At 58.7% G+C, this 22,746-nt stretch carries 26 protein-coding genes; 15 read left to right on the top strand and 11 right to left on the bottom strand.

All coding sequences use genetic code 11. The features are described from left to right. Positions 1-47: 47 nt before the first annotated feature. The 8 genes from ACR0NA_RS07765 to ACR0NA_RS07730 all read left to right on the top strand — a co-directional run bounded on the left by ACR0NA_RS07765 (position 48) and on the right by ACR0NA_RS07730 (position 7,390). Positions 48-782 (top strand): class I SAM-dependent methyltransferase, encoded by a 735-nt coding sequence (locus ACR0NA_RS07765; RefSeq protein WP_480448634.1) that lies wholly within the window; start codon positions 48-50, stop codon positions 780-782. A 323-nt stretch (positions 783-1,105) separates the two neighbouring features. Then, positions 1,106-1,666 carry a F0F1 ATP synthase subunit delta gene (locus ACR0NA_RS07760; RefSeq protein ID WP_170651019.1) on the top strand — a complete coding sequence of 187 codons (561 nt, stop codon included), beginning with the start codon at positions 1,106-1,108 and terminating at the stop codon, positions 1,664-1,666. Next, a complete protein-coding gene (atpA, locus tag ACR0NA_RS07755) occupies positions 1,667-3,205 on the top strand; it encodes a F0F1 ATP synthase subunit alpha (RefSeq protein WP_170651018.1) in 1,539 nt (512 codons plus the stop codon). It abuts the gene before it with no gap. A 15-nt stretch (positions 3,206-3,220) separates the two neighbouring features. Next, on the top strand, positions 3,221-4,096 hold the full coding sequence (locus tag ACR0NA_RS07750; RefSeq protein ID WP_480727645.1) for a F0F1 ATP synthase subunit gamma: 876 nt from the start codon (positions 3,221-3,223) through the stop codon (positions 4,094-4,096). A 19-nt stretch (positions 4,097-4,115) separates the two neighbouring features. After that, entirely contained in the window at positions 4,116-5,540 is a 1,425-nt protein-coding gene (gene atpD, locus ACR0NA_RS07745) for a F0F1 ATP synthase subunit beta (RefSeq protein WP_170651016.1), read from the top strand. A gap of 12 nt (positions 5,541-5,552) precedes the next feature. Further along, a complete protein-coding gene (locus ACR0NA_RS07740; protein ID WP_170651015.1) occupies positions 5,553-5,963 on the top strand; it encodes a F0F1 ATP synthase subunit epsilon in 411 nt (136 codons plus the stop codon). A gap of 114 nt (positions 5,964-6,077) precedes the next feature. Beyond that, a complete protein-coding gene (locus ACR0NA_RS07735; protein ID WP_480727642.1) occupies positions 6,078-6,428 on the top strand; it encodes an H-type lectin domain-containing protein in 351 nt (116 codons plus the stop codon). Positions 6,429-6,514: 86 nt separating this feature from the next. Further along, the gene (locus tag ACR0NA_RS07730) at positions 6,515-7,390 is read left to right on the top strand and encodes a hypothetical protein (RefSeq protein ID WP_480727640.1); all 876 of its coding nucleotides are present in this window, start codon (positions 6,515-6,517) and stop codon (positions 7,388-7,390) included. Positions 7,391-7,508: 118 nt separating this feature from the next. Here the strand turns inward: ACR0NA_RS07730 and ACR0NA_RS07725 are convergent, their stop codons facing one another. Next, positions 7,509-8,528 (bottom strand): ribose-phosphate pyrophosphokinase, encoded by a 1,020-nt coding sequence (locus ACR0NA_RS07725; RefSeq protein WP_480448639.1) that lies wholly within the window; start codon positions 8,526-8,528, stop codon positions 7,509-7,511. A 107-nt stretch (positions 8,529-8,635) separates the two neighbouring features. Between ACR0NA_RS07725 and ACR0NA_RS07720 the strand changes: the two genes are divergently transcribed. Further along, the gene (locus ACR0NA_RS07720) at positions 8,636-9,238 is read left to right on the top strand and encodes a DsbA family protein (protein ID WP_480727637.1); all 603 of its coding nucleotides are present in this window, start codon (positions 8,636-8,638) and stop codon (positions 9,236-9,238) included. Beyond that, positions 9,235-10,047 carry an alpha/beta fold hydrolase gene (locus tag ACR0NA_RS07715; protein WP_480727635.1) on the top strand — a complete coding sequence of 271 codons (813 nt, stop codon included), beginning with the start codon at positions 9,235-9,237 and terminating at the stop codon, positions 10,045-10,047. Before ACR0NA_RS07720 ends, ACR0NA_RS07715 begins: the two co-directional genes overlap by 4 nt. Here the strand turns inward: ACR0NA_RS07715 and ACR0NA_RS07710 are convergent, their stop codons facing one another. From ACR0NA_RS07710 to ACR0NA_RS07700, 3 genes are read right to left on the bottom strand one after another with little or no spacing between them, the layout of a single operon-like run. Continuing rightward, positions 10,048-11,085, bottom strand: coding sequence for a threonine aldolase family protein (locus ACR0NA_RS07710; protein ID WP_480727633.1), 1,038 nt, complete (start codon positions 11,083-11,085; stop codon positions 10,048-10,050). Then, a complete protein-coding gene (locus tag ACR0NA_RS07705; RefSeq protein ID WP_480727630.1) occupies positions 11,085-11,558 on the bottom strand; it encodes a YcgN family cysteine cluster protein in 474 nt (157 codons plus the stop codon). The genes ACR0NA_RS07710 and ACR0NA_RS07705 overlap by 1 nt, the downstream gene beginning before the upstream one ends. Next, positions 11,555-12,487 (bottom strand): bifunctional riboflavin kinase/FAD synthetase, encoded by a 933-nt coding sequence (locus ACR0NA_RS07700; protein WP_480727628.1) that lies wholly within the window; start codon positions 12,485-12,487, stop codon positions 11,555-11,557. Before ACR0NA_RS07700 ends, ACR0NA_RS07705 begins: the two co-directional genes overlap by 4 nt. Positions 12,488-12,713: 226 nt before the next feature. On the opposite strand from ACR0NA_RS07700, the gene ACR0NA_RS07695 reads away from it, so the two are divergent. Then, a complete protein-coding gene (locus tag ACR0NA_RS07695; RefSeq protein WP_480727627.1) occupies positions 12,714-13,295 on the top strand; it encodes a methylenetetrahydrofolate reductase C-terminal domain-containing protein in 582 nt (193 codons plus the stop codon). Beyond that, a complete protein-coding gene (locus ACR0NA_RS07690; RefSeq protein ID WP_170651006.1) occupies positions 13,292-14,281 on the top strand; it encodes a methylenetetrahydrofolate reductase in 990 nt (329 codons plus the stop codon). Before ACR0NA_RS07695 ends, ACR0NA_RS07690 begins: the two co-directional genes overlap by 4 nt. 57 nt (positions 14,282-14,338) lie before the next feature. Here the strand turns inward: ACR0NA_RS07690 and ACR0NA_RS07685 are convergent, their stop codons facing one another. The 3 genes from ACR0NA_RS07685 to ACR0NA_RS07675 form a co-directional block, all read right to left on the bottom strand. Then, a complete protein-coding gene (locus ACR0NA_RS07685) occupies positions 14,339-14,782 on the bottom strand; it encodes a MaoC family dehydratase (protein WP_170651005.1) in 444 nt (147 codons plus the stop codon). Positions 14,783-14,884: 102 nt separating this feature from the next. Continuing rightward, positions 14,885-15,760, bottom strand: a complete 876-nt coding sequence (locus ACR0NA_RS07680; RefSeq protein WP_480727624.1) for a TIGR01459 family HAD-type hydrolase — start codon at positions 15,758-15,760, stop codon at positions 14,885-14,887. Between the two features lie 254 nt (positions 15,761-16,014). Then, the gene (locus tag ACR0NA_RS07675) at positions 16,015-16,941 is read right to left on the bottom strand and encodes a GlxA family transcriptional regulator (RefSeq protein WP_480727622.1); all 927 of its coding nucleotides are present in this window, start codon (positions 16,939-16,941) and stop codon (positions 16,015-16,017) included. A 91-nt stretch (positions 16,942-17,032) separates the two neighbouring features. Here ACR0NA_RS07675 and ACR0NA_RS07670 point away from each other — a divergent pair, with 91 nt between their 5' ends. Next, positions 17,033-17,443 (top strand): GFA family protein, encoded by a 411-nt coding sequence (locus tag ACR0NA_RS07670; protein ID WP_480727620.1) that lies wholly within the window; start codon positions 17,033-17,035, stop codon positions 17,441-17,443. A gap of 45 nt (positions 17,444-17,488) precedes the next feature. Here ACR0NA_RS07670 and ACR0NA_RS07665 read toward each other — a convergent pair whose 3' ends face one another. From ACR0NA_RS07665 to ACR0NA_RS07655, 3 genes are all read right to left on the bottom strand, one after another. Continuing rightward, positions 17,489-18,409 (bottom strand): manganese-dependent inorganic pyrophosphatase, encoded by a 921-nt coding sequence (locus ACR0NA_RS07665; protein WP_480727618.1) that lies wholly within the window; start codon positions 18,407-18,409, stop codon positions 17,489-17,491. 106 nt (positions 18,410-18,515) lie between these two features. Then, complete coding sequence (locus tag ACR0NA_RS07660) at positions 18,516-19,496, bottom strand: TraB/GumN family protein (protein WP_480727616.1); 981 nt, start codon at positions 19,494-19,496, stop codon at positions 18,516-18,518. 18 nt (positions 19,497-19,514) lie between these two features. Beyond that, the gene (locus tag ACR0NA_RS07655) at positions 19,515-20,501 is read right to left on the bottom strand and encodes a TraB/GumN family protein (RefSeq protein WP_480727614.1); all 987 of its coding nucleotides are present in this window, start codon (positions 20,499-20,501) and stop codon (positions 19,515-19,517) included. A 104-nt stretch (positions 20,502-20,605) separates the two neighbouring features. Here ACR0NA_RS07655 and ACR0NA_RS07650 point away from each other — a divergent pair, with 104 nt between their 5' ends. Then, entirely contained in the window at positions 20,606-21,280 is a 675-nt protein-coding gene (locus ACR0NA_RS07650) for a DUF2161 domain-containing phosphodiesterase (RefSeq protein WP_480727612.1), read from the top strand. Between the two features lie 9 nt (positions 21,281-21,289). On the opposite strand, the gene ACR0NA_RS07645 is transcribed toward ACR0NA_RS07650, so the two are convergent. After that, a complete protein-coding gene (locus tag ACR0NA_RS07645) occupies positions 21,290-22,186 on the bottom strand; it encodes an alpha/beta fold hydrolase (protein WP_480727610.1) in 897 nt (298 codons plus the stop codon). Between the two features lie 246 nt (positions 22,187-22,432). On the opposite strand from ACR0NA_RS07645, the gene ACR0NA_RS07640 reads away from it, so the two are divergent. Continuing rightward, on the top strand, positions 22,433-22,720 hold the full coding sequence (locus ACR0NA_RS07640) for a co-chaperone GroES (protein WP_170650997.1): 288 nt from the start codon (positions 22,433-22,435) through the stop codon (positions 22,718-22,720). Positions 22,721-22,746: the final 26 nt, after the last annotated feature.

Genomic DNA, 22,746 nt, shown 5'->3' with positions numbered 1-22,746 from the left:
TCGTTGCTAGACTGCGCCCAGCTAAGCCGATTGAGCAGGTGTCCGCAATGCATCTCGATGTGCAGGATCTGAGGAATTTCTACTATCGCAGCACGCTGGGCCGTGCTGCGCAGGCGGCGATCCGCGGGCGGCTGGTGGATATATGGCCCGAGGCCAAGGGGCAGACGGTTGCAGGATTCGGCTTCGCCGTGCCTCTTCTACGCCCCTACCTGTCCGAGGCGCGCCGTGTGATTGGCCTGATGCCCGGTCCGCAGGGGGTGATGCCCTGGCCTGCGGGGATGCCCAACGTCTCGGTCCTGACGGAAGAGACGATGTGGCCCATCGAAACCGGGCATGTGGACAAGCTGGTGGTGATGCACGGGCTGGAAACCTCGGAGCGGCCCAGCCAACTGCTGGATGAATGCTGGCGCGTTCTGGGTCCGGGCGGACGGGCAATCTTTGTCGTCCCCAATCGTGCAGGGCTGTGGTCGCGGACAGACAAGACGCCGTTCGGTTATGGTCGGCCCTATACGGCTTCACAGTTGGAAACGCAGCTGAAGGCGCACCATTTTCTGCCTGAAAAACATTGCTCGGCCTTGTATCTTCCCCCGTCTTTTCGTCGGTTCTGGCTAAAATCCGGCAGTCTGATCGAGAAAACCGGGCAGCGGCTTCCGACCATCATGGCGGGCGGCGTGCTGATGGTCGAGGCCGGAAAACGGGTGCATCCGCCGAAAGGCAACGTGACGAAGGATGTCGAAAGGCGGCCGATCAAAGCGTTGGATGGCTTGCTGAAACCCGCGTGATTTTCGCCGCAAATTTGGACTTATCATCCTTTCCAGTCTGGAGCGAAATTGCGTGATATTGGCCACAGGAATCGCAAAAACCTGCAAGTCAGTAACATTTTTCAAGTGCGCAGGCCGGTAAAAAGGGTCGCACCTTGTGTAAGTTATTGAAATAAAACAATTTGGGGATAAGTGCATTACCGCTATATTATATTGCTAGGTTGGATAGGCTCTGCTACATCCCCGGTGATTTTGATCCCCTGCCTTTATAGGCGGGGTTTCCTCACGCCCCAAAGTAGCGGCCGCTACTCAAAATCGGGGCCTCAAATATCGGAAGGGTGGACGTGTCCGAACCAGCTTCGATTTCCACAGGCATTGCCGAGCGCTATGCCACCGCGATCTTCGAGATCGCTAAAGAGAATAATGACCTTGCAGGTCTGGAAACCGGAATCAACGATCTGGCAGCAGCACTGGGCGAAAGTGCCGAACTGCGCGACCTGATCGCCTCGCCTCTGGTTTCCCGGGCAGAGCAAGAAGGCGCAATTACAGCAGTCGCTGACAAAATGGGTCTGCACGCGATCCTGCGCAACACGCTGGGCCTGATGGCGCAAAAGCGTCGTCTGTTCGTTGTGCCGCAGCTGGTGCAGGTTCTGCGCGACATGCTGGCCGACGAGCGTGGTGAAGTGACCGCCGATGTTGCTTCGGCCAAGGCGCTGACCAAGACCCAACTGGATAAACTGTCCAAAACGCTGTCCGAGCGTGTGGGCAAGACCGTGACAATCAATGCGACCGTTGATGAAAGCCTCATCGGCGGTCTTGTCGTTAAAGTGGGCTCGAAGATGATCGATAGCTCGATCCGTTCGAAGCTGAACTCCCTACAGAATGCAATGAAAGAGGTCGGATAAATGGGAATCCAAGCTGCAGAGATTTCTGCAATCCTGAAGGACCAGATCAAGAATTTTGGTCAGGAAGCCGAAGTGGCCGAGATCGGCCGCGTGCTGAGCGTCGGTGACGGGATTGCCCGTGTATACGGCCTGGACAATGTGCAAGCGGGTGAAATGGTCGAATTCCCCGGCGGCATCATGGGTATGGCGCTGAACCTGGAAAGCGACAACGTTGGTGTCGTTATCTTCGGTTCCGACCGTGACATCAAAGAAGGTGACACTGTTAAGCGCACCAATTCGATCGTGGACGTTCCGATCGGTGACGAGCTGCTGGGCCGCGTTGTTGACGGGCTGGGCAACCCGCTGGACGGCAAAGGCCCTATCAACGCCTCCAAACGTGGCGTTGCAGACGTCAAAGCGCCGGGCATTATCCCGCGTAAATCGGTGCACGAGCCGATGGCAACCGGCCTGAAATCGGTTGACGCGATGATCCCGATTGGCCGTGGTCAGCGTGAGCTGATCATTGGTGACCGTCAGACCGGTAAAACCGCCGTTGCTCTGGACGCGATCCTGAACCAGAAAGTTTACAACGACGCAGCAGGCGACGACGAGTCGAAGAAACTGTACTGCGTGTACGTTGCGATCGGTCAAAAGCGTTCGACCGTTGCGCAGCTGGTGAAGAAACTGGAAGAGTCTGGCGCGATCGACTACTCGATCGTTGTGGCCGCAACCGCGTCCGACCCGGCTCCGATGCAGTTCCTGGCACCCTACGCTGCCACCGCGATGGCCGAATACTTCCGTGACAACGGCCGCCACGCGCTGATCATCTATGATGACCTGTCGAAACAGGCTGTATCCTATCGTCAGATGTCGCTGCTGCTTCGCCGTCCGCCCGGACGTGAAGCCTATCCTGGTGACGTTTTCTACCTCCACTCCCGTCTGCTGGAACGTTCGGCCAAGCTGAACGAAGACTTCGGTGCGGGTTCGCTGACCGCTCTGCCGGTTATCGAAACTCAGGGCGGTGACGTTTCGGCGTTTATTCCGACCAACGTGATCTCGATCACCGACGGTCAGATCTTCCTTGAAACTGAACTGTTCTACCAGGGCATCCGCCCCGCCGTGAACACCGGTCTGTCGGTTTCGCGTGTGGGCTCGTCGGCTCAGACCAACTCGATGAAGTCGGTTGCCGGTCCGGTTAAGCTTGAGCTGGCTCAGTACCGCGAAATGGCTGCGTTTGCGCAGTTCGGTTCCGACCTCGACGCCGCGACCCAGCAGCTGCTGAACCGTGGTGCACGTCTGACCGAACTGATGAAGCAGCCGCAGTACTCGCCGCTGACCAACGCGGAAATCGTCTGCGTCATCTTCGCCGGTACCAACGGTTACCTGGACAAGATCGACGTGGCTGACGTTGGCCGTTACGAGGCTGGCCTGCTGGCGCACCTGCGTGGCAAGCACGCGGATCTGCTTCAGTGGATCACGGACGAAGACCCCAAGATCAAGGGCGACGCTTCCGACAAGATCAAGGCTGCGATCGAAGAATACGCCGCAACCTTCGCTTAAGGGAGAGGCGGGCATATGCCAAATCTTAAGGACCTTAAAAACAGGATCGAGTCGGTCAAATCGACCCGCAAGATCACCAAGGCCATGCAGATGGTCGCGGCTGCAAAACTGCGCCGCGCCCAGGAATCTGCCGAAGCCTCGCGTCCCTATGCCGAGCGGTTCAACGCCGTGATGGCCGGGCTGGCGGCGTCGGTCGGGGGCAGCGACAGCGCCCCCAAGCTGCTCCGTGGTACGGGCAGTGATGATGTCCATCTGCTGGTTGTCATGACAGCTGAACGCGGCCTGTGTGGCGGCTTCAACTCGAACATCGCCAAGCTGGCCCGCCAAAAGGCGGACGAGCTGCGCGCCAAAGGCAAGACGGTCAAGGTTCTGACTGTCGGCAAGAAAGGCCGCGACGCGCTCAAGCGTGATTTTGGCGATCTGTTCGTTGGACATGTCGACCTGAGCGAGGTCAAGCGTCTGGGGTACTCCAACGCGCAGGACATCGCCAAGGACATCCTGTCCCGCTTTGACGGGGGTGAGTTCGACGTTGCCACGATCTTCTACTCGAAGTTCGTCAACGTTGTGACCCAGATCCCGACGGCACAGCAGGTCATCCCCGCCTCGTTCGAGGAAACCGAGGATGACGACAGCGGTGCCATCTTCGATTACGAGCCCAGCGAAGAGGCCATTCTGGCCGACCTGCTGCCCAAGGGGGTTGCGACCGCAATCTTCTCGGCTCTGCTCGAAAACGGAGCGTCTGAACAGGGTGCACGGATGTCCGCGATGGACAACGCGACACGCAACGCGGGTGAGATGATCGACAAGCTGACGATTCAGTTCAACCGTTCGCGTCAGGCCGTGATCACCAACGAGCTGATTGAAATTATTTCCGGCGCCGAAGCGCTGTAAGAAAACCGGAGACAACAATATGGCGAATGCAAAAGGCAAAGTCACACAGATCATCGGGGCCGTCGTCGACGTGCACTTCGACGATCAGCTGCCTGAAATTCTGAACGCGCTGGAAACCGAAAACAACGGCAAGCGTCTGGTACTGGAAGTTGCTCAGCACCTGGGTGAAAACACCGTCCGCACTATCGCGATGGACGCGACCGAAGGTCTGGTCCGCGGTGCCGCAGTCACCGACATGGGCGCACCGATCTCGGTGCCGGTTGGTAACGCCACTCTGGGCCGCATCCTGAACGTCGTTGGCGACCCCATCGACGAGAAGGGCCCGGTCGAAGCAACCGAATCCCGCGCCATCCACCAGCCTGCGCCGACCTTCGCGGAACAGTCGACCGAGTCGGAAGTTCTGGTTACCGGCATCAAGGTTGTGGACCTGCTGGCCCCCTACGCCAAAGGCGGTAAGATCGGCCTGTTCGGCGGTGCCGGCGTTGGTAAAACCGTTCTGATCATGGAACTGATCAACAACATCGCAAAAGTGCACTCGGGCTTCTCGGTGTTCGCGGGTGTTGGTGAGCGGACCCGTGAAGGGAACGACCTGTACCACGAGATGATCGAATCGAACGTTATCAAGCCGGACAACCTGTCGGAGAGCCAAGTGGCCCTGGTTTACGGTCAGATGAACGAACCTCCGGGTGCGCGTGCGCGTGTTGCTCTGACGGGTCTGACCCTGGCCGAGCAGTTCCGCGACCAGTCCGGTACCGACGTTCTGTTCTTCGTTGACAACATCTTCCGCTTCACGCAGGCGGGTTCCGAGGTTTCGGCTCTGCTGGGTCGTATTCCTTCGGCTGTGGGCTATCAGCCGACACTGGCCACCGACATGGGTGCCCTGCAGGAACGCATCACCTCGACCAAGTCGGGCTCGATCACCTCGGTGCAGGCGATCTACGTGCCTGCGGACGACCTTACCGACCCTGCGCCGGCAACCTCGTTTGCGCACCTTGACGCGACCACCGTTCTTAACCGTGCGATCTCGGAAAAGGGTATCTACCCCGCCGTGGACCCGCTCGACTCGACCTCGCGCCTGCTTGACCCGGCCATCGTTGGCGAAGAGCACTATCAGGTTGCGACCGACGTTCAGCAGATCCTCCAGCGCTACAAGTCGCTGCAGGACATCATCGCCATCCTCGGCATGGACGAACTGTCGGAAGAGGACAAACTGACCGTGGCTCGTGCCCGTAAGATCGAACGCTTCCTGTCGCAGCCGTTCGACGTGGCCGAAGTCTTCACCGGTTCGCCGGGCGTTCAGGTTGCTCTGGATGTCACCATCTCGTCGTTCAAAGCGGTTGTGGCCGGCGAATATGACCACCTGCCCGAAGCGGCCTTCCTGATGGTTGGCGGTATCGACGATGTGGTCGCCAAAGCCGAGAAGATGGCCGCAGAAGCCGCCTAAGGAGTATCCCTGATGGCAAACACGATGCAATTCGACCTCGTAAGCCCCGAGCGGAGCCTGGCTTCGCTTCAGGCGAGCGCGGTCCAGATTCCCGGCGCGGACGGGGACATGACGGCAATGCCCGATCATGCTCCCACCATCACCACCATGCGCCCGGGCATCCTGAAGGTCGAGGCGCCCGAAGGGTCCAGTGAATACCTGGTCACCGGCGGGTTTGCCCAGATCAACGGCGACAGCCTGTCGGTTCTGGCCGAAAAGGCCATTCCGGTTTCGGAAGTGAACCGTGCGCAATTGGACGAGATGATCGCCGAGGCGCGCGAGTCGCATGAAGCGGCCAAGAATGGCGACGATCAGACCATCGTCGACGACGCCGCCAAGCTGCTGGCCGACATGGAAGCCCTTGGAACGCATATGAGCCTGTAAGGTTCGCTGCATTCAGATTGATGAAACGGCCCTGCTTGTCAGGGCCGTTTTTTTGTCGTGATTTTGCCGAAACACCGCAGTAAGGTACGGGAATTCAAAGACAAAGACGACAAAATGAAGACGTTTCGAACCCATCCGATTGGCATCGACCAAGGCGAGGCAGTGCTGTTTTCCGACTTTGCCGACGGCGGAGATATGTGGACCGGAGAAGGCCTGCGCGAACGCCGTTCAACCATCCGCTTCAGCGACTCTTTCCGGTCTCCGCCGTTGGTTCAGGTTGGAGTGTCCTTGTGGGATGTAGACTCTACATCGGCTCTGCGCGCTGAGGTGCAGGCCGAGAATATTACCCCCGAAGGGTTCGACGCCGTGTTTCGCACATGGTCCGACACCCGCGTCGCCCGTATCCGAGTTGCCTGGACGGCGATTGGGGAAGTGGCGCATGAGGATGATTGGAACATCTCTTAAAACGCAGGTTTGACGAACCGAACAGTTTTCCGGCTGCCAAAATCCGATTACACTTCCTGTTCAGCGTACAGGCGGAGACTTTCGGGGTGTTGCGGATTCTTGTCGGTTTCGGAGTTCTCCTGATTGCGCTTGAAGCAATGGCCAGATGGGGGCTGGGCTTCGGAGACCCGCCGCTGTCACGCGTGGACGCGTCCATCGAATACGTGAATGTGCCCGGAGAGTACCGCCGCTTTGGTAACCGCGTTTTCTACAACGAGCATTCGATGCGGTCGCGCTCTTTACCGGATGCGGACACGGGGCGCGTTCTCGTCGCGGGCGACAGTGTGATCCATGGAACCGCGTTTCTTGACCAGTCGGATCTGGCAACAGAAGCTCTGGACGCTGCGCTGCCTGCCATCTGGGTCGGAAATGTTTCTGCGGTCTCATGGGGACCGGAAAACCTTCGGAAGTATTTTCGCGAATTTGGCTGGTTTGATGCAGAAACCGTGTTCTTTGTGTTCAGCACGCACGATCTGGACGATTTCCCCCGTTATTGCACCACGCTTGGCCGAGATTTCCACACAAACAAACCGATCTCGGCCCTGACCGACGCGATCGCACACCACGGGTCCAGATATTTGCAGCTTGAACCCAATGGCCGAGGATGTCGCAATATCGAGAACTCCGGTGAACGCGGTCTCAAAGCTCTCACTGCCCTTCTCGACGAGGCTTTGGGCAATGTCGACCGCGTTGTGGTGATGCTCCACCCGACAGTGGGGGAGTTGTCGGGCCCTGACTTGGACAAGCGACGCCTACTGATGGAGATGGTTGCTGCGACCGGTGCCGAATACGTCGATATGCGGACAGCTCTGCAACGTCAGGATGCTGTGTTTCTCGATGAAATACATATCGATGCCGCCGGCCAGCAGGTGTATTTTCACGAGTTTCTGAAAGCGCTGCAACAAGGCGCAACACAGGGATAGATATCCGGGTGGCCCAGCAAAAACCCCGGAGCGTTTTGAACACTCCGGGGTAGTTTGTTTCAAACTTGTGTAGTGGTTCCCCATTGTAGGGTTATTGCTGCGATTGGCGCGTTGCCCGTCAATCCATATGATACAGCGACTCGTAGATCGGCGTCAGGGTCTTGTCCTCGAAAAGGGACGACACGCTGGTGCCGTTCCAGATGTTAAGGATCGCCTGGGTAAAGATCGGCGCAGTCGGAACCGTGCGGATATTGGCGGCCTTCTGGATTTCCTTGGTCGGCTGGATGGTGTCGGTCAGGACCAGCGATTTCATCACCGAATTCGTCACACGTTCGACCGCCGGGCCGCTCATGACGCCGTGGGTGATGTACGAGTGAACTTCCTTGGCACCATTGTCCATCAGCACCTGCGCCGCCTTGCACAGCGTGCCTGCGGTGTCGCAGATATCGTCCACGATCAGGCAGATCTTGTCCTTCACATCCCCGATCACAGTCATCTCGGCGACTTCACCGGCCTTTTCACGGCGCTTGTCCACGATCGACAGTGGTGCACCGATCCGCTTTGCCAGCTCTCGCGCGCGGGCAACACCGCCAACGTCGGGTGACACCACCATGATCTCGTCAAGCTGATCCTTGAACTGGTTTTTCACGTCCAGCGCAAAGATCGGTGAGGCATAGAGGTTGTCTACCGGAATGTCGAAGAAGCCCTGAATTTGCGCGGCATGCAGGTCCATTGTCAGAACCCGTTCGATACCCGCGCCGGTCAGCATGTTTGCCACCATCTTGGCGCTGATCGGTGTACGGGCCTTGGTACGGCGGTCCTGCCGGGCATAACCGAAATAGGGGATCACGGCGGTGATCCGATCCGCGGACGACCGGCGCAGCGCGTCAGCGATGATCAGCAGCTCCATCAGGTTGTCATTTGCCGGGTTCGAGGTCGGCTGGATGATGAACATATCCTCGCCGCGCACGTTCTCGAACACTTCGACGAAAATCTCGCCGTCGTTGAACCGTTCGACCCGCGCATCGACCAGTCCCTGGTCGACGCCGCGATACAGGCTCATGCGGCGGGCAATGGATTCGGCAAGAGGAAGATTTGCGTTCCCAGCGATAAGCTTGGGTTCGTTTGGTGTCGGCATCGGCTGAGATCCCCGGGCAGCAATGGCAATGTGACAGATTCGTGATGTTGACACCGCTTAGCATGGCCTTACCGTCCCGCAAAGATAATGCAGCGGAGAAAGTGAACATGGCCGACATTGACTACTATTTTGCGACACTCTCGCCTTATTCCTATCTGGCAGGAACACGGCTGGAAGAGGTTGCCGCCAAACATGGCGCGTCCATTGCCTATAAGCCGGTGGATATCATTGCCCTGTTCGGCCGCACCGGTGGGACACCTCCCAAGGACCGGCACATCTCGCGCATCGAATACCGCGCACAGGAATTGGTGCGTCAGGCGAAAAACCTCGGGATGAAGCTCAACCTGCAACCAGCGCACTGGCCAACCAATGCGGCACCTTCGTCATACGCCATCATAGCCGCGATACAGGACGGCAGCGGCGATGTCGGCAAACTCTGTCATTCGATCCTGCGTGCCTGCTGGGCCGAGGAAAAGGATATCGCGCAGGACGACGTGATCCGCGACTGTCTGGAACAGGCCGGGTTTGATCCCAATCTGGCCGACAGCGGCCTGCTGCTGGGCGCCGAAACCTATGCCGCCAATCTGGAAGAGGCGGTGGATCGCGGTGTCTTTGGCGCCCCGTTCTACATTACGCCCGACGGGCAACGGTTCTGGGGGCAGGACCGTGTGGACGATCTGGACCGGCATTTGGCGGATCTCAAGGGGTGAGCGAATTACTTCAATTGCCGCAAGCGGCATTTGTTCGGACACTGGGGCAGGGGCCGCGAAAGGCCCTTGCCCTTCATTGTACGATCGCCCATTCGGGGGCCTGGAAAGGTTTGGCAGGTAAATTGCACGAGGAGGCAACATTTGTTGCCCCCGACATGCTGTCGCATGGCCGCAGCCCCGACTGGGATCGGCAGGGTGATTTTCAGGACCGGATCACACAGATTTCCCTGACCCACCTGACCGAACCCATGGACGTGATCGGCCATTCATTTGGTGCAACTGTGGCTCTGCGGCTGGCGGTTGAGTATCCCGAACTGGTCCGAAGCGCCACGTTGATCGAGCCTGTGTTCTTCGCAGTTGCCGTTCAGGATGCGCCGCATCTGATCGAACAGCACGCACAGGATGCGCAACCCTACATGGATGCGATTTCGCGCGGGGACGAAGCGCTTGCCGCCCGCCTGTTCAACCGCATGTGGAGCACGGATGACAGCCCGCGCTGGCCGGACTTGCCGGAAAGCACTCGTGCCGCGATGATCCGGGGCATTCACGTTGTGCCAACCGTCGACGACGCCCTGTTTGCGGATCGCGCAGGTCTGCTGAAACCGGGTATACTGGACAGGGCCAATATGCCGATCCGGCTGTTGCGCGGATCGCTGTCTCACCCGGTCATGGTCGCGATTAACGATGGGCTGACCCGGCGCCTGCCCAATGCGACTGGTGCCGTGATTGATGGGGCAGGGCACATGCTGCCCATATCCCACCCTGTTCAAACAGCCGCACAGGTGCGCGCCCTTTGGACGCAGGGCTGATCACTCCAGCAGAGAAAGGAACTGGTCGATCATCTCTTCGCTGATGGACCAGTCACAGACCAGACGGCAGGCCAATGACTCGTCCTCATCCGCGCCTTCCAGTTCCGCCCCCCAAAAATGATAGGCAGCACCTGCGTCATGCAAGCGCCGATGCGTGCTGCGGGGGAAGCTGGCAAAGATCATGTTGGCCTGCGGCTCGTGCAGGAACGAAGCCCCCGCCGCGCGCAAACCATCCGCCAGTCTTGAGCAATTCGCATTGGCCTGACGCGCTGATTTCAGCCACAGATCGTCTTTCAGATAGGCAGACATCTGTGCCGACAAGTAGCGGTGTTTCGAAAACAGATGTGCTCCGCGCTTGCGGCGCAGCTCGAACTCCCAAGCTTTGCTTTCGTCAAAAAAGACCACCGCCTCAACGCCCATCAGGCCATTCTTGGTGCCACCGAAACTGACCGCATCCACACCGGCCTTCCACGTCATCTCAGCAGGCGAGCAATTCAGCGCCACCAGCGCATTGGCAAAGCGTGCGCCGTCCAGATGCACTGGCAGGCCGTATTCCTTGGCGACACCGCACAGGCTCTGCAACTCTTCCAGAGAATAGACAGACCCGCGCTCAGTCACCTGCGTGATCGACACCGGCCCGCGTTGTGGCCCATGCACCCCGCGGGTTTCTTCTGCCAGGATCGACTTGCGCAAGGCTTCGGCGGTCATCTTGTCATCACCCGGCACCAGCGTCAGCTTTGCTCCGCTGTAGAATTCAGGCGCGTTGCACTCGTCCTCGTGAATATGGGACACGGGTGAGCAGAACACGGTTTCCCACGGCTTTGTCAGCGTTGCCAGCGCCAGAGAATTCGCCGCCGTCCCGGTCGCCACCAAATAGACTGCTGCACCGGGCGCCTCGAAGATACCGCGAATCTGATCGCGCACTTCGTTCATCAGCGTGTCCGCGCCATAGGCCATCTGATAGCCCTGATTGGCCTCAGTCAGCGCGGCCAACACTTCTGGATGAACAGGCCCGGAATTGTCAGAGGCGAAATACATCAGATAGGCTCCTCGATTATATAGTCTTCCCAGTCTTCTTCGGGTGTCTCAAACTCAGATACGGTGCGCCCCTGTACCGAAACACCGGCCTTGTGAACGCTGTCCGGCGTACCTGATATCAACGGATGCCAATCGTAAAGGGGCTTGCCCTCCCAAAGCAGCCTGTAGGCACAGGTTTTGGGCATCCAATATGCGTGGCTGTCGATATTGTCGGGTTTCAGTACGATGCACTCGGGTACAAATTGATGGCGGATGTCATACTGCGTGCAGCGGCAACTTTCATCGTCCAGCAAACGGCAGGCGACACAGGTCAGCTCAACCCGCCCGGTATCCTCGTCTTCCAGCTTGTTCAGGCAGCATTTGCCGCAACCGTCGCACAACGCTTCCCATTCGCGCTCGTTCAGCTTGCGCAAGGGTTTGCGTTCCCAAAAACGCGAGGGCAACCCCGCGCGGTCGATCAGATCCTTGGTCATTCTGCCGCCAGAATTTCGCGGGCTTTGGCGCAATCGTCATTCATCTGCGCAATGAGGGCATCCAGACCGTCAAAGGTCATCTCAGGTCGCAGATACTCGACCAGGCCAACCGACAAGGTGGCCCCGTACAGATCGCCCGAGAAATCGAACAGGAAGGTTTCGATATTGGGTTGCTCGCCTTTGAACATGGGGCGCGTACCGACCGATGCGGCCCCACGATAGCTGCCCTGGTTCGGGCCATCCAGCACATCGACCAGAACCGCGTAAACCCCGAATTTCGGCTGGTGCAGCCCCTCGATGGACATGTTCGCCGTGGGAAAGCCCAACTCGCGTCCTCGCTGTTCGCCGCCGATCACCTCACCTTCGATGCGGTGCCAATGCCCCAGCATCGCGGCCGCATCACGCGGGCGGCCATCGCTAAGCGCGGTACGGATCGCGGTCGAGGATACAACGTTTTCCGATCGCTCCATCAGCGGTGCAACGGTCACACCAAACCCCATCTCCTGTCCGAAACGCACCATGTCATCTGCATTGCCGCTGCGACCTTTCCCAAAACAGAAATCGGCCCCGACGACGACATGGGACAGACCCAGACCATCACAGATGACATTGCGGGCAAACTCCTCGGGCATCAGCCCGGCCAGTGCCGCATTGAACGGCAGCTCATACAGCTTTTCGACGCCCAGCTTTTCCAGCCGATGCGCGCGCGCGTTGCCACGCATAAGGCGGAACGACGGTGTGTCGGGGGCAAAAAATTCGCGCGGATGCGGCTCGAACGTCATGACGCCCAGCGGCGCCATCGGTGCCGCGTTTCGCGCCAGTTCGATGACCGACTGGTGTCCGATATGAACACCGTCAAAATTGCCGATCGCAACGCTGGCGCCGCGATCTTCTGGCTCGACATACTTGAAATCACGGATGATGCGCATGAGCGTTTGCGTAGCGGGACAGCGGCATATGTTCAAGCGCAGATCGAGTTTTGTGCCCCAACACCTTCGGAATATCGGACCAATTGCAGGTGTTGTTTCCCGGACCAACCATCGCTTGATCCAAATAATCGGGGGTGTAGACTGGTAGCCCGGCCAGATCAGACCATGATTACCCTGGTCAAGCTTCGGGCCGGCCATCGGCGAAAAAGCCAGAAGGGTCAGTGCCATGTATCGACTGCGACTGTTCGCGATCCGCCATGCCCGCGCGTTCGAGTGGATTTACAAGCGTGTCGAAGGCGGCATGGTAGCGCTGGACCCGTTATTTGCGAAAATTGGTTACAACCGCGTCGAACGCCCGATTGCACTGGTCGAGAAGGGCGTCAAAACACTGCTGTTCGACTGCAAGATGTGCGGTCAATGCGTGCTTAGCTCGACCGGCATGTCCTGCCCGATGAACTGCCCCAAACAACTGCGCAACGGACCCTGCGGCGGTGTGCGCCCCGGCGGGTTTTGCGAAGTGAAGCCCGAGATGAAATGCGTCTGGTCCCTGGCTTGGGACGGGGCTAGCCGGATGTGCGAAGGTGGCGCGAAGATCAAAGAGGTCCTGCCACCGGTGGAACATACATTAAAGGGCTCATCCTCGTGGCTTCGGGTCAGTCGCGAGATTGCCGCCCGAAACCGAGAAGCGCGAAATGCGGCCCGGCAGACACTGGCACAGGCATTCCCCGAGGCCCGCAAGAACGAACCATCCGCTGCCCCACTGGCCGCAGAACCGCCCAACGCGGTCAACCGGGAGCTTCGGAAATGAACAGCTCGCATCACAGTGAAATCGAACCGACCGGCTATGTCCCCGTACCGGATGGTTTTGTGTCCCACAGCCGTCTTGAACGCGTGCTGCGCTCGGGCCGGTTTGCGGTGACGGCGGAACTCAATCCTCCCGACAGCGCCGACCCCGAGGATGTGTTTCAGGCCGCGCAGCCGCTCGGCGAGGTTGCGGATGCCATCAACGCTACCGACGCGTCCGGCGCGAATTGCCATATGTCCTCAATCGGAATCTGCGCCTTGCTGACGCGTGCGGGCTATTCGCCGGTCTACCAGATTTCCTGCCGCGACCGGAACCGGATTGCCATTCAAGGTGATGTGCTTGGGGCCGCCGCACTGGGCGTCAGCAACGTATTGTGCCTGACCGGTGACGGCGTCGGGGTAGGGGATCAGCCGGGCGCAAAACCTGTATTCGATTTCGACTCGCTGACCCTGCTGCGCACGATCCGAACCATGCGGGATCAGGGAACATTCCTGTCAGGCCGTAAAATCACGCGCCCGCCGCAACTGTTTCTGGGTGCGGCGGAAAACCCCTGCATCCCACCATATGACTGGCGCCCGAACCGACTGGCCAAAAAGATCGAGGCCGGTGCCGAATACATCCAGACCAACTACATCTACGACATTCCCTTGTTCGAGAAATTCATGACGCGGGTGCGGGATGAAGGGCTCGACAAACAGGTCTACATCATCGCCGGTGTCGGTCCCGTCGCCTCGGCCCGCGCGGCCCGGTGGATGCGCAGCAACGTTCCCGGCATCCATATCCCGGACCAGATCATCGAGCGGATGGAAAAGGCAGAAAAGCCATCTGACGAAGGCAAGAAGATCTGCATCGAACTGATCCAGCAGATCAGGGAAATCGCAGGCGTGTCGGGTGTGCACGTCATGGCCTACCGGCGCGAACACCTGGTGTCCGAGATCATACTCGAATCCGGCGTTCTCAAAGGGCGCGGCCCGGCGCGCAGGGCATAATGGTGCTTACAAAAAAGGCGCCCTTGGGGCGCCTTGTCGGGTGTGACCAAATAGGGATCAGTCGAACTTTCGCGACGGTGCCAGAACCATCGCTTCGCCGACCAGAACCTTCTTGCCATCAACCGAACAATGGCAATCCAGTTTGACCCGGCGCTTGGCGAAATCGATGTCGATCACCTTGACCTCGGCATACACCATGTCACCGGGACGCACAGGCGCCAGAAACTTCAGCGACTGACCCATATAGACCGTGCCGTGACCCGGCAACTGCTCTCCGATCACCGCCGAGATCAGCCCGGCGGTCAGCATGCCGTGGGCGATGCGGCCCTCGAAGATGGTATCACGGGCATAATCGTCATCCAGATGCACCGGGTTCCGGTCAGTTGACACCTGGGCGAACATCTCGATGTCTTCGTCCGTCACCACTTTGCGCAGGTAACGGGACATGCCCATTTCGATGTCTTCGATACAGATCGTTCCGCGCGGCAGATTGTCCAACATGTTGCCCTCACTTGATGCTGACCGAGTAACAATAGACTATTTCCGGTCACAGGTTGGCAACTTTATTACTTTGCACGCGCAGAAAATCAAGCCCCAAAATTGTTATCTCAATCTTCCGATCGAGTAGGTCGGATTGACCTTTTCCTTTTCAATATAGAGGTTTAGCGCATCCGGGTCCGGCTGGTATGATGTTTTTGTCTCGGATGCAGCCAGACCACCGGTGATGAACAGGGAATCAAGCCCTTCGCCCATCCCGCCCGCGATGTCGGTATGCGGGCCGTCGCCGATGACCAGAATTTCAGAATCCGGAATATCAACGCCCAGAGCCGTCAGCCTTCGCCGTGCCAGATCGTAAATCGGCGGGTGCGGTTTCCCGAAATACAGGCTCTCGCCGCCCATCTCGGTGTAAAGCCGGGCCAGAGCGCCAGCGCACCATTCGCGCACTTCGCCGCGATCCACCACGATATCCGGGTTGGCGCAAAGCAATTTCAGGCCCATCTGTTTGGCATACAGAAAATCGGGCCGGTTCACATCCGGGTCCGCCATGGGATCAAACGGGCCGCAGCACACGATCCCTTCGGCCTGATCCAGCGGAACACGTTCGATGTGAATGGGATGGTGCAGAAGTTTCAGGGGCTCGAAAAAGCCTTCGTCCCGTTCCCATTCGCCCATGAAGTATACTTTGTGGCCAACTGCGCCCTGAAACATCGCCGACCGAGCTGAGTCGCCACTGGTCGCAATCGTGTCATAGGCATCGTCCGGAACATTGAACTGCACCAGTTGCGTGGAAACTCCGGCGCGTGGTTTGGGCGAGTTGGTGACAAGCACGACCAATCCACCCTTCGCCCTGTATTCCCTCAATGCTGTGACAGCCTCGGGAAATGCGGTGACGCCATTGTGCACGCAACCCCAAAGATCGACGAACAGCGCTTTGTAACGGTCGGAAATCTCGGTCAGAGAGGTGATGATCTGGGTCACAATGTTCTCTTTCAGGCAAAAAGGTGGGATGCCCAAGCCTATGGCAGAGGTGACAACGTTTTACCAGAGGGGCGCTGCCCCCGCCGCACTCCGGGGCGCGAGGCAGAGCCTCGCAAAAAAGGTGGGCGGGAAGATACCGTTCCGGCGAGACAATTTGGAACAGGTAGCTGAGTCTGATGGAGGTTGGGCCTAACAGGTACGTCAAACAGCGCGTTTAAAGCGGGATGATCCAACTTCGCTGAATGCAAGTCGCGTCATTCCCGAAAACTCTCCAATGTTTGGCCCGTCCGTTTTCGCATCACCCGCCGCAATGCTGTTGCATCGGAATATCCGACGCGGCACGCGATTTCGTCATGGTTCAGATCGCTAGTACGTGCCAACCGGATCGCTTCTGTGACACGAATGGTCTGAATGAAGGCTGAGGGCGTCATCGTGGTCGCCCGCGAAATTCGGCGCGCGAATGTTCTGCTTCCCAATCCCGCAGCCCCGGCCAATTCGTCCAGGCTGACTTGCCTTGTGATATTGCGGCGCAGGTGCAATTCCGCTTTCTGCAATGACGGATCACCAGCAATCATCGTGGCCACGGACATGTATGGTAACTGGCTTGGACGGCTGTCCGCCATAAGAAACCGGCGGCAGTCTTCAGCAACTGCAAATCCTGCGAAATGTTCGATCAGAAACACCATCAGATCGATCTGGGAAAAGGCGGCCCCTGCGGTAATCAGATTGCCGTCGCGCAGAACGATCCGACTTGATCTGGTTTTGGCGCGCGGAAACATGGTCTGAAGCAGCGGGACAAGCCACCATGATGTGGTCACTTCGCGTTTGTCCAGCAATCCGGCAGCGCCCAATGCAAAGCAACCGGAACAAGCCCCAGAGATGATGGTCGGAGTTTCGGACAACTCGCGCAAAACGGTGACCAGCTCTTCAAAGGCGGGCGAGGCCATGGCCCTGCGCAACTCCCGCTCGGTTGACAGACCAAGCCCCGGAAGGATCACCAGGTCGGGTTTTGCGCCGACACCCCGGTACCTGGCCGGTGACAGCGTGCAGAAATCAAAAACATCGTCTCTGTTGTGTCTGCGGGACACCCTGTTGGCTGTTTCCAGCATCTCGTGTGCTATGAACAGGCTTGATTTCTGGCAAGGATCGGGTTGCAGAATGACGGTTTTTATCGGGTGCATTTGTCAAAATTGGTTTGTTTAGTGTCAAAATGGACACTGCCGGAATACACAATTCCTGTCCATTGTTTTTCGAACAACAGGAGAAAGATGGATGAAACTGGAAGGTGGATGTTTCTGCGGCGCACTTCGATACGAGGCCGAAGGCAAGCCGATATTCAAAGGCCAATGTCATTGCCGGGCGTGCCAGCACGTGTCGGGCGGGGCGCCGAACCTGTTCATGCTGATGCCGCGAGAAGGCTTTCGGTATACAGCGGGTAAGCCGAAACAGTATCGGCGAACGGATCGCGAAAATCCTGTCACGCGCGAGTTTTGTGCGGACTGTGGAACGCATGTGACAACACACAGGCCGGGGCTTGATCCCGTCATCGTCAAAATCGGGACGCTGGACGATCCCGCAGTATTCCGCGGGGCAAAAGCCGCGTTGTTTGTTGCGGAAAAGCAGGATTTTCACCTGATCCCCGACGGGATGCCGTGCTTTGAGGGCATGCCGCCGATGTCATAAAAAAAGGCGCCTTTTCCGGGCGCCTTTCCTGCTCTTCAGGGCCAATCAGACCTTGAGGTTCGGGATGATCTGTTTTTTCCGGCTCATGATGCCCGGCAGGACTACGGCGTCGCCGTTTACTGACGCCCCAAAGCTCTTTTCGGCAACGCCTTTGACCAGATCGTTTGGCACCAGCAGGGTGGCTTCTTCGTTCAGGATGTCGACCACAAACAGCAGGACCTGATCGACGCCGTCTTCTTTGGCAACATCCACCATCGAGTTGGTCAGGCTGGCCTTGCGGTCCAGAACGATGCCCGGTGCGGTGGTTTCCAGAACCGAGACGCGGAACTTGGTGCCGTCGACTTCGTATTCCTTGCTGTCCATGCGGATCAGCTCAGCGTCCGAGAACGAGGACACATCCGATTTCGCCGCAAACATGTCGGCGGCGTAAGCTGCGATATCCAGACCCAGATCGGCCGCCAGTTTCTCGGCAACGGCGCGGTCATGGTCGGTGGTAGTGGGCGAGCGGAATTCCAGCGTGTCGGACAGGATGCAGGTCAGCGCCGCACCCTTGATGGCCTCGGGCATCTTGGCGGCATCGTCGCCCATCAGGTCGTGCATGATGGTGGCGGTGCAGGCCAGCGGGCGCACGGTGATGTCGATGGGGCCTTTGGTTTCCAGACCGCCCACCAGTTTGTGGTGGTCGATGATGGCGCGAATGTCGGCGCTGTTGATGCTGGCCGGAAGTTCTGCCGGGTTGTTGGTGTCAACGATGACAACCGGCGCGCCTTCGGCCACGTCTTCGATGATCGCAGGTTTGTCCAGACCCCAGCGCTGCAGCATGAAGGCCGCTTCGGTGTTGGGCTCGCCCAGCAGGACGGGAGTGGCGTCGACACCCTTGATCTCGTTCAGGTACCAGGCCCAGACGATAGGTGAGCCGGTCGAGTCGGTGTCGGGGGATTTGTGTCCAAATACTTGGGTGGTCATATCAGCGTCCTGCAGATTGGAAATTTGCGCGCCTTATAGGGTGGTCGAAACCGGATGTCACCCGGCGGCAACCCGGATGCGACGGAAGGTCTGATTTTCCCCCTGATCAGAAATCCGCGCGGCTCAATGTGTACCCGGCCTGCTGCAATTGATTTAGCAATCCGTGACCTGCACTCAGGTGGCCTGCACCCACGGCAATAACGGCGGTCTGATCCTCAAGTTCCAGAATCTGGCGCATCCAGTTGGCGTTGCGCACGACCAGCATCTGTTCCTCAAAACTGCGCCACTCGGCATCGAATTCCTCCTGCGACAGGCCAGACGCCTCAAACCCCTGAAGGCGCGCCAGTTCGATGATCTCGGCGTGCTTTTCCTCCATATAGGCATTGGCCATGGTCACCATCTGATCATCACCGGCCTGCAACGCACCGGCCAGCCGCACGATGGATTGGGCTTGTTCCTCGATCGGGTGGCTGTCGAACATGGCGATCAGATCCTCGACCCGTTCCAGCGAGTGTTGGGGGATGTCGTGCGCATCGGCAAGTTCCGACAAACGCTTGTCCATGCCGCGATCCGCATCGGGGCTTTGCATCAGGCAGGGCGGAATGCCCAGCATCATGCTTAGGAACCAGGGTCGCATCTTGGCCGCCATCCAGCTTGGAAAACCGCGCTCGGCTAGTATCTTGGACAACTCGGCCCAGTCTTCCTCGTCGATCAGATCCACCAGAGTCGGGCCGGACGTGATCAGAACCGGGCTGAAATCATTTGCCAGATCACGCTCGAATTCTTTCATATCCTTCTGGGTGATCTCAAAGAAAAACGCATCGGCCTGCGTCAGGGCAGGAGCCAGACGCTCGACCGCTGCGCCCATGCGCTCGTCATTGGTGTGCAGCGTGCCGATCAGGTGCAGGGTGGTGTTGTCCTTGGTGGCGATCCAATGATTGCCCTCAGGAAACAGAATGTCACTCAGCGCGGCATCAAGGTCGCCGCGCATTTCCGGTGACAGGTCGTGGCGCAGATCCCGGCCTTCGCAGGCGGCAAAGGCGCCAAGCGGAAACAGACAGAAAAACAGGCAGATCAAATGTCGCATAATGTCAGTCCCGGCAAATCAGAATTCAGCGCGGGTCAGCTCATATCCCTGTTGTTTCAACAGGTTCAGAATGCCCGATTCACCCGCAAGATGCCCTGCACCCACCGCAACCACAAGCACTTGTCCCTTGGTCCGCAAAATAACCGGAACCCAGGCCCGGTTTCTTTGATCCAGTATCTGCCGGTCATATTGGCGCAGCAGGCGGCTGACCTCGGGGCGGGCGATCTTGATATCGCGGTACAGCGTCCATTTCTGGATCAGCATCGCCTCGGCCAACCTCTCTTCGAAATAGGCGTTTTCCAGCGTTACGACCTGATCGTCATAGTTCAGGCCGCTTTTCATATCCAGTTCCAGCAGGCGCAACTGGTCCTTCACCGGCTGGTCGGACAGCGCGCGCATCCCGTCCCCCACGCGCTCAAGCGATCCCACGGCCACGCCGTTGCGGATCGCCATCCGTTCGATGCGTTCGTCAAGACCGGCATATGAGGCAATACCGCGTCCGCCGCATCCCGTGCGCGTCAGCGCCATCGAGATGTACCAGGGCTGCAGACGCGCCAGAATCTCCTTGTTCACACCCTCCGGGCGCATCCGCAATTGCAGCATGCTCCAGTCCTCGGCGGACATGAGGTCCGGCAGGGTACTACCCCGGGGCATCATCAGGATCGTCGGATTTTGCCGGATCACATCATCCAGCCGGTCCAGTTCCGCATTCGTGACCTCAAGCAGAACCGCATCGGCCTGCCGGATGACGGGCCGCAGCGTTCGCATAACCCGGCGCATCCGTTTGTCGCCGCTGTGCTGGGTACCGATGACGTGAATGCGCTGGCCATTTCCGGTGGCAATCCAGTGATTGCCATAGGCAAAGGGCACCCGCGCGATTTCCTGCTCCAGCCGTGCCGCTGCTTCAGGTGTCAGCCTATCGCGCAGGTCGCTTCCCGAACATCGCGCATAGGCCGCTGTTGCCGTGCAGAAACAAAGCACCAGGGCAAGCGTCGCGCGAAACATGAGAATCCTCCTGATGCCAAGCCTCAACCCTATCGTCGCGCGAGCGCGCACCGGATCGCAAACGTTATTTTTGCATTTCGCAGGATTGCGCCTAGCATGTGACCATGGAACGCGAGCAGGATCTTTACGCCCCCATCAAGCAATTGCTGGAAAGACAGGGCTATGACGTCAAGGGAGAGGTCGGCGCGGCGGATGTCGTGGCCGTTCGGGGCGATGAACCGCCGGTTATTGTCGAACTGAAGCTCAGGTTTTCGCTGGCCCTTTTTCATCAGGCCATCGCCCGCCTCAGGATGACCGATCAGGTCTATATCGGTGTGTGCAAACCCCGTGGAAAATCGGCGCGGCGGGCACTGCGTGATAACCTGGGCCTTTGCCGCCGTCTGGGGCTGGGCCTGATTACGGTCCGCCCGGATGGAAGGGCCGAGGTTCATTGTGACCCTGGCCCTTATGCTCCGCGTAAATCCGCGGTGCGAACGGCCAAGCTGTTGCGCGAGTTCGACCGCCTGCAGGGCGATCCGAATTCAGGTGGGGCGACACGGCATGGCATCGTCACGGCCTACCGTCAGGACGCATTGAAATGCGCGGCCTATCTGGCAGAGAACGGATCGGCCAAAGGGGCCGCCGTGGCCAAGGCAACCGGGGTTGCCGGGGCCACACGAATGATGCGGGACAATCATTATGGCTGGTTCGACAAAGTCGAAAAGGGCGTCTATGCCTTGTCCCCGACAGGCAGCGACGGGTTGAAGCATTGGGCCTACAGCTGGGAAGAGGCTGGCTGACCCCTCGTTTCAGGCGCGCCGCTGTATGAACTCCTGCACCATCCCGACGATTACGGGCGACAAAGAAGGCGTGATGATGTGCCCCATCCCCTTAATGGCCTGAAACTCGCTTTCGGGAATATGTGCGGCGATCTCTTGTCCCAGCTCCAGCGGGATCAGCGTGTCGTCCGTTCCGTGTACAACCAGACAGGGCAGCGAAACCTGACGCAGGGCAGGGCGCCGGTCGGGGGCGCCTGCTATCGCCAGAACCTGCCGGTTCATGCCTTCGTCATCCACTCCGCGCGCATAGGCCTTGGCGGCCATCGCCCGAATATCTTCCTCTGGCATCGGATAACCGGGACTTCCCCAGTTCGCATGTTCCTCAACCTGCGCATCCTGATATTCCTCCAGACTGCGGGGCCGCACCAGCAGGCTCTCGGCCAGCGCCAGCATCGCCGCGCGATCGCCCGAGGTGCGGTCAACGAACGGGCGGCACGCGGTCATGACGATGGTGGCGGACAAAATGCGATCCGGGTGGTCGATGCACAATTGCTGCAGGATTGCGCCGCCCATGGAAATGCCAAAGAAATGCGCGGTCTCAAGGCCCATCGCGTCCATCAGGCCGATTACATCGGCTTCCATATTCTCGATCCCATAGGGGCGCGGCAGGTCGCCGCCCGAACCAATCATCTCCAGCACTGCATCGGCGTTGCCCGGTGCCTCCTGGGCTGGACAGCGCTGCGACAGTCCTACGTCACGGTTGTCAAAAACGATTGTACGGTAACCTTCGTCCACAAAGCCCTGAACCAGTTCATCAGGCCAGTGCACCAACTGGCTGCCCTGTCCCCGGATCAGGATCAGAGGCGTCCCGTTCGATGGTCCGTGGTCTTCTACTTCCAGAGAAATCCCGTTGGCTTTTATCTGCATCTGCGCCTCCTCTTCGAAATCCCGCGAACGGGGCTTGAACTCACGGCATCCTATTCCTTCATTGGGGCGAGTAAACAGTTCCGCTGCGGCGCAATTCGATCTGCAAAAAATTTCATCACGCCTTGTTGACTCGCTGTTTCCAACTGCCTAGCTATGCGTCGTTATCACTCTCTGTCTACGAGTGCTAACGCCCCGCTGACCAGCGGGGGGAGGATAAACAAACTTTGAGCCCAAGGAGCTGCAAAGATGGCATTGAAACCGCTTCATGACCGCGTGCTGGTTCGCCGTACCGAAAGCGACGAGAAAACCGCAGGCGGACTGATCATCCCCGACAGCGCAAAAGAAAAGCCCAGCGAAGGCGAAGTCGTCGCAACCGGCGAAGGCGCACGCAAGGACAGCGGCGAGCTGATCGCGATGGCTGTAAAAGCTGGCGACAAGATCCTGTTCGGCAAATGGTCCGGCACCGAGGTCCAGGTCGACGGCGAAGAGCTGCTGATGATGAAAGAAAGCGACATCATGGGGATCATCGCGTAAGCCACGCGCTGCCGCTGATCTCATAC

It is taken from the genome of Ruegeria sp. C11, assembly GCF_056537725.1.
This window is presented reverse-complemented; position numbering and strand designations above follow the sequence as displayed.

Excerpts from the sequence above, each read along its gene's own strand:
- atpA (WP_170651018.1), top strand. The coding sequence starts at position 1,667 with ATGGGAATCCAAGCTGCAGAGATTTCTGCAATCCTGAAGGACCAGATC.
- ACR0NA_RS07690 (WP_170651006.1), top strand. The coding sequence starts at position 13,292 with ATGAACAGCTCGCATCACAGTGAAATCGAACCGACCGGCTATGTCCCC.
- ACR0NA_RS07705 (WP_480727630.1), bottom strand. The coding sequence starts at position 11,558 with ATGACCAAGGATCTGATCGACCGCGCGGGGTTGCCCTCGCGTTTTTGG.
- ACR0NA_RS07710 (WP_480727633.1), bottom strand. The coding sequence starts at position 11,085 with ATGTATTTCGCCTCTGACAATTCCGGGCCTGTTCATCCAGAAGTGTTG.
- ACR0NA_RS07735 (WP_480727642.1), top strand. The coding sequence starts at position 6,078 with ATGAAGACGTTTCGAACCCATCCGATTGGCATCGACCAAGGCGAGGCA.
- ACR0NA_RS07670 (WP_480727620.1), top strand. The coding sequence starts at position 17,033 with ATGAAACTGGAAGGTGGATGTTTCTGCGGCGCACTTCGATACGAGGCC.
- ACR0NA_RS07640 (WP_170650997.1), top strand. The coding sequence starts at position 22,433 with ATGGCATTGAAACCGCTTCATGACCGCGTGCTGGTTCGCCGTACCGAA.
- ACR0NA_RS07720 (WP_480727637.1), top strand. The coding sequence starts at position 8,636 with ATGGCCGACATTGACTACTATTTTGCGACACTCTCGCCTTATTCCTAT.
- ACR0NA_RS07750 (WP_480727645.1), top strand. The coding sequence starts at position 3,221 with ATGCCAAATCTTAAGGACCTTAAAAACAGGATCGAGTCGGTCAAATCG.
- ACR0NA_RS07740 (WP_170651015.1), top strand. The coding sequence starts at position 5,553 with ATGGCAAACACGATGCAATTCGACCTCGTAAGCCCCGAGCGGAGCCTG.
- atpD (WP_170651016.1), top strand. The coding sequence starts at position 4,116 with ATGGCGAATGCAAAAGGCAAAGTCACACAGATCATCGGGGCCGTCGTC.
- ACR0NA_RS07660 (WP_480727616.1), bottom strand. The coding sequence starts at position 19,496 with ATGCGACATTTGATCTGCCTGTTTTTCTGTCTGTTTCCGCTTGGCGCC.
- ACR0NA_RS07765 (WP_480448634.1), top strand. The coding sequence starts at position 48 with ATGCATCTCGATGTGCAGGATCTGAGGAATTTCTACTATCGCAGCACG.
- ACR0NA_RS07725 (WP_480448639.1), bottom strand. The coding sequence starts at position 8,528 with ATGCCGACACCAAACGAACCCAAGCTTATCGCTGGGAACGCAAATCTT.
- ACR0NA_RS07665 (WP_480727618.1), bottom strand. The coding sequence starts at position 18,409 with ATGACCACCCAAGTATTTGGACACAAATCCCCCGACACCGACTCGACC.
- ACR0NA_RS07700 (WP_480727628.1), bottom strand. The coding sequence starts at position 12,487 with ATGCGCATCATCCGTGATTTCAAGTATGTCGAGCCAGAAGATCGCGGC.
- ACR0NA_RS07675 (WP_480727622.1), bottom strand. The coding sequence starts at position 16,941 with ATGCACCCGATAAAAACCGTCATTCTGCAACCCGATCCTTGCCAGAAA.
- ACR0NA_RS07695 (WP_480727627.1), top strand. The coding sequence starts at position 12,714 with ATGTATCGACTGCGACTGTTCGCGATCCGCCATGCCCGCGCGTTCGAG.
- ACR0NA_RS07685 (WP_170651005.1), bottom strand. The coding sequence starts at position 14,782 with ATGTTGGACAATCTGCCGCGCGGAACGATCTGTATCGAAGACATCGAA.
- ACR0NA_RS07655 (WP_480727614.1), bottom strand. The coding sequence starts at position 20,501 with ATGTTTCGCGCGACGCTTGCCCTGGTGCTTTGTTTCTGCACGGCAACA.
- ACR0NA_RS07650 (WP_480727612.1), top strand. The coding sequence starts at position 20,606 with ATGGAACGCGAGCAGGATCTTTACGCCCCCATCAAGCAATTGCTGGAA.
- ACR0NA_RS07645 (WP_480727610.1), bottom strand. The coding sequence starts at position 22,186 with ATGCAGATAAAAGCCAACGGGATTTCTCTGGAAGTAGAAGACCACGGA.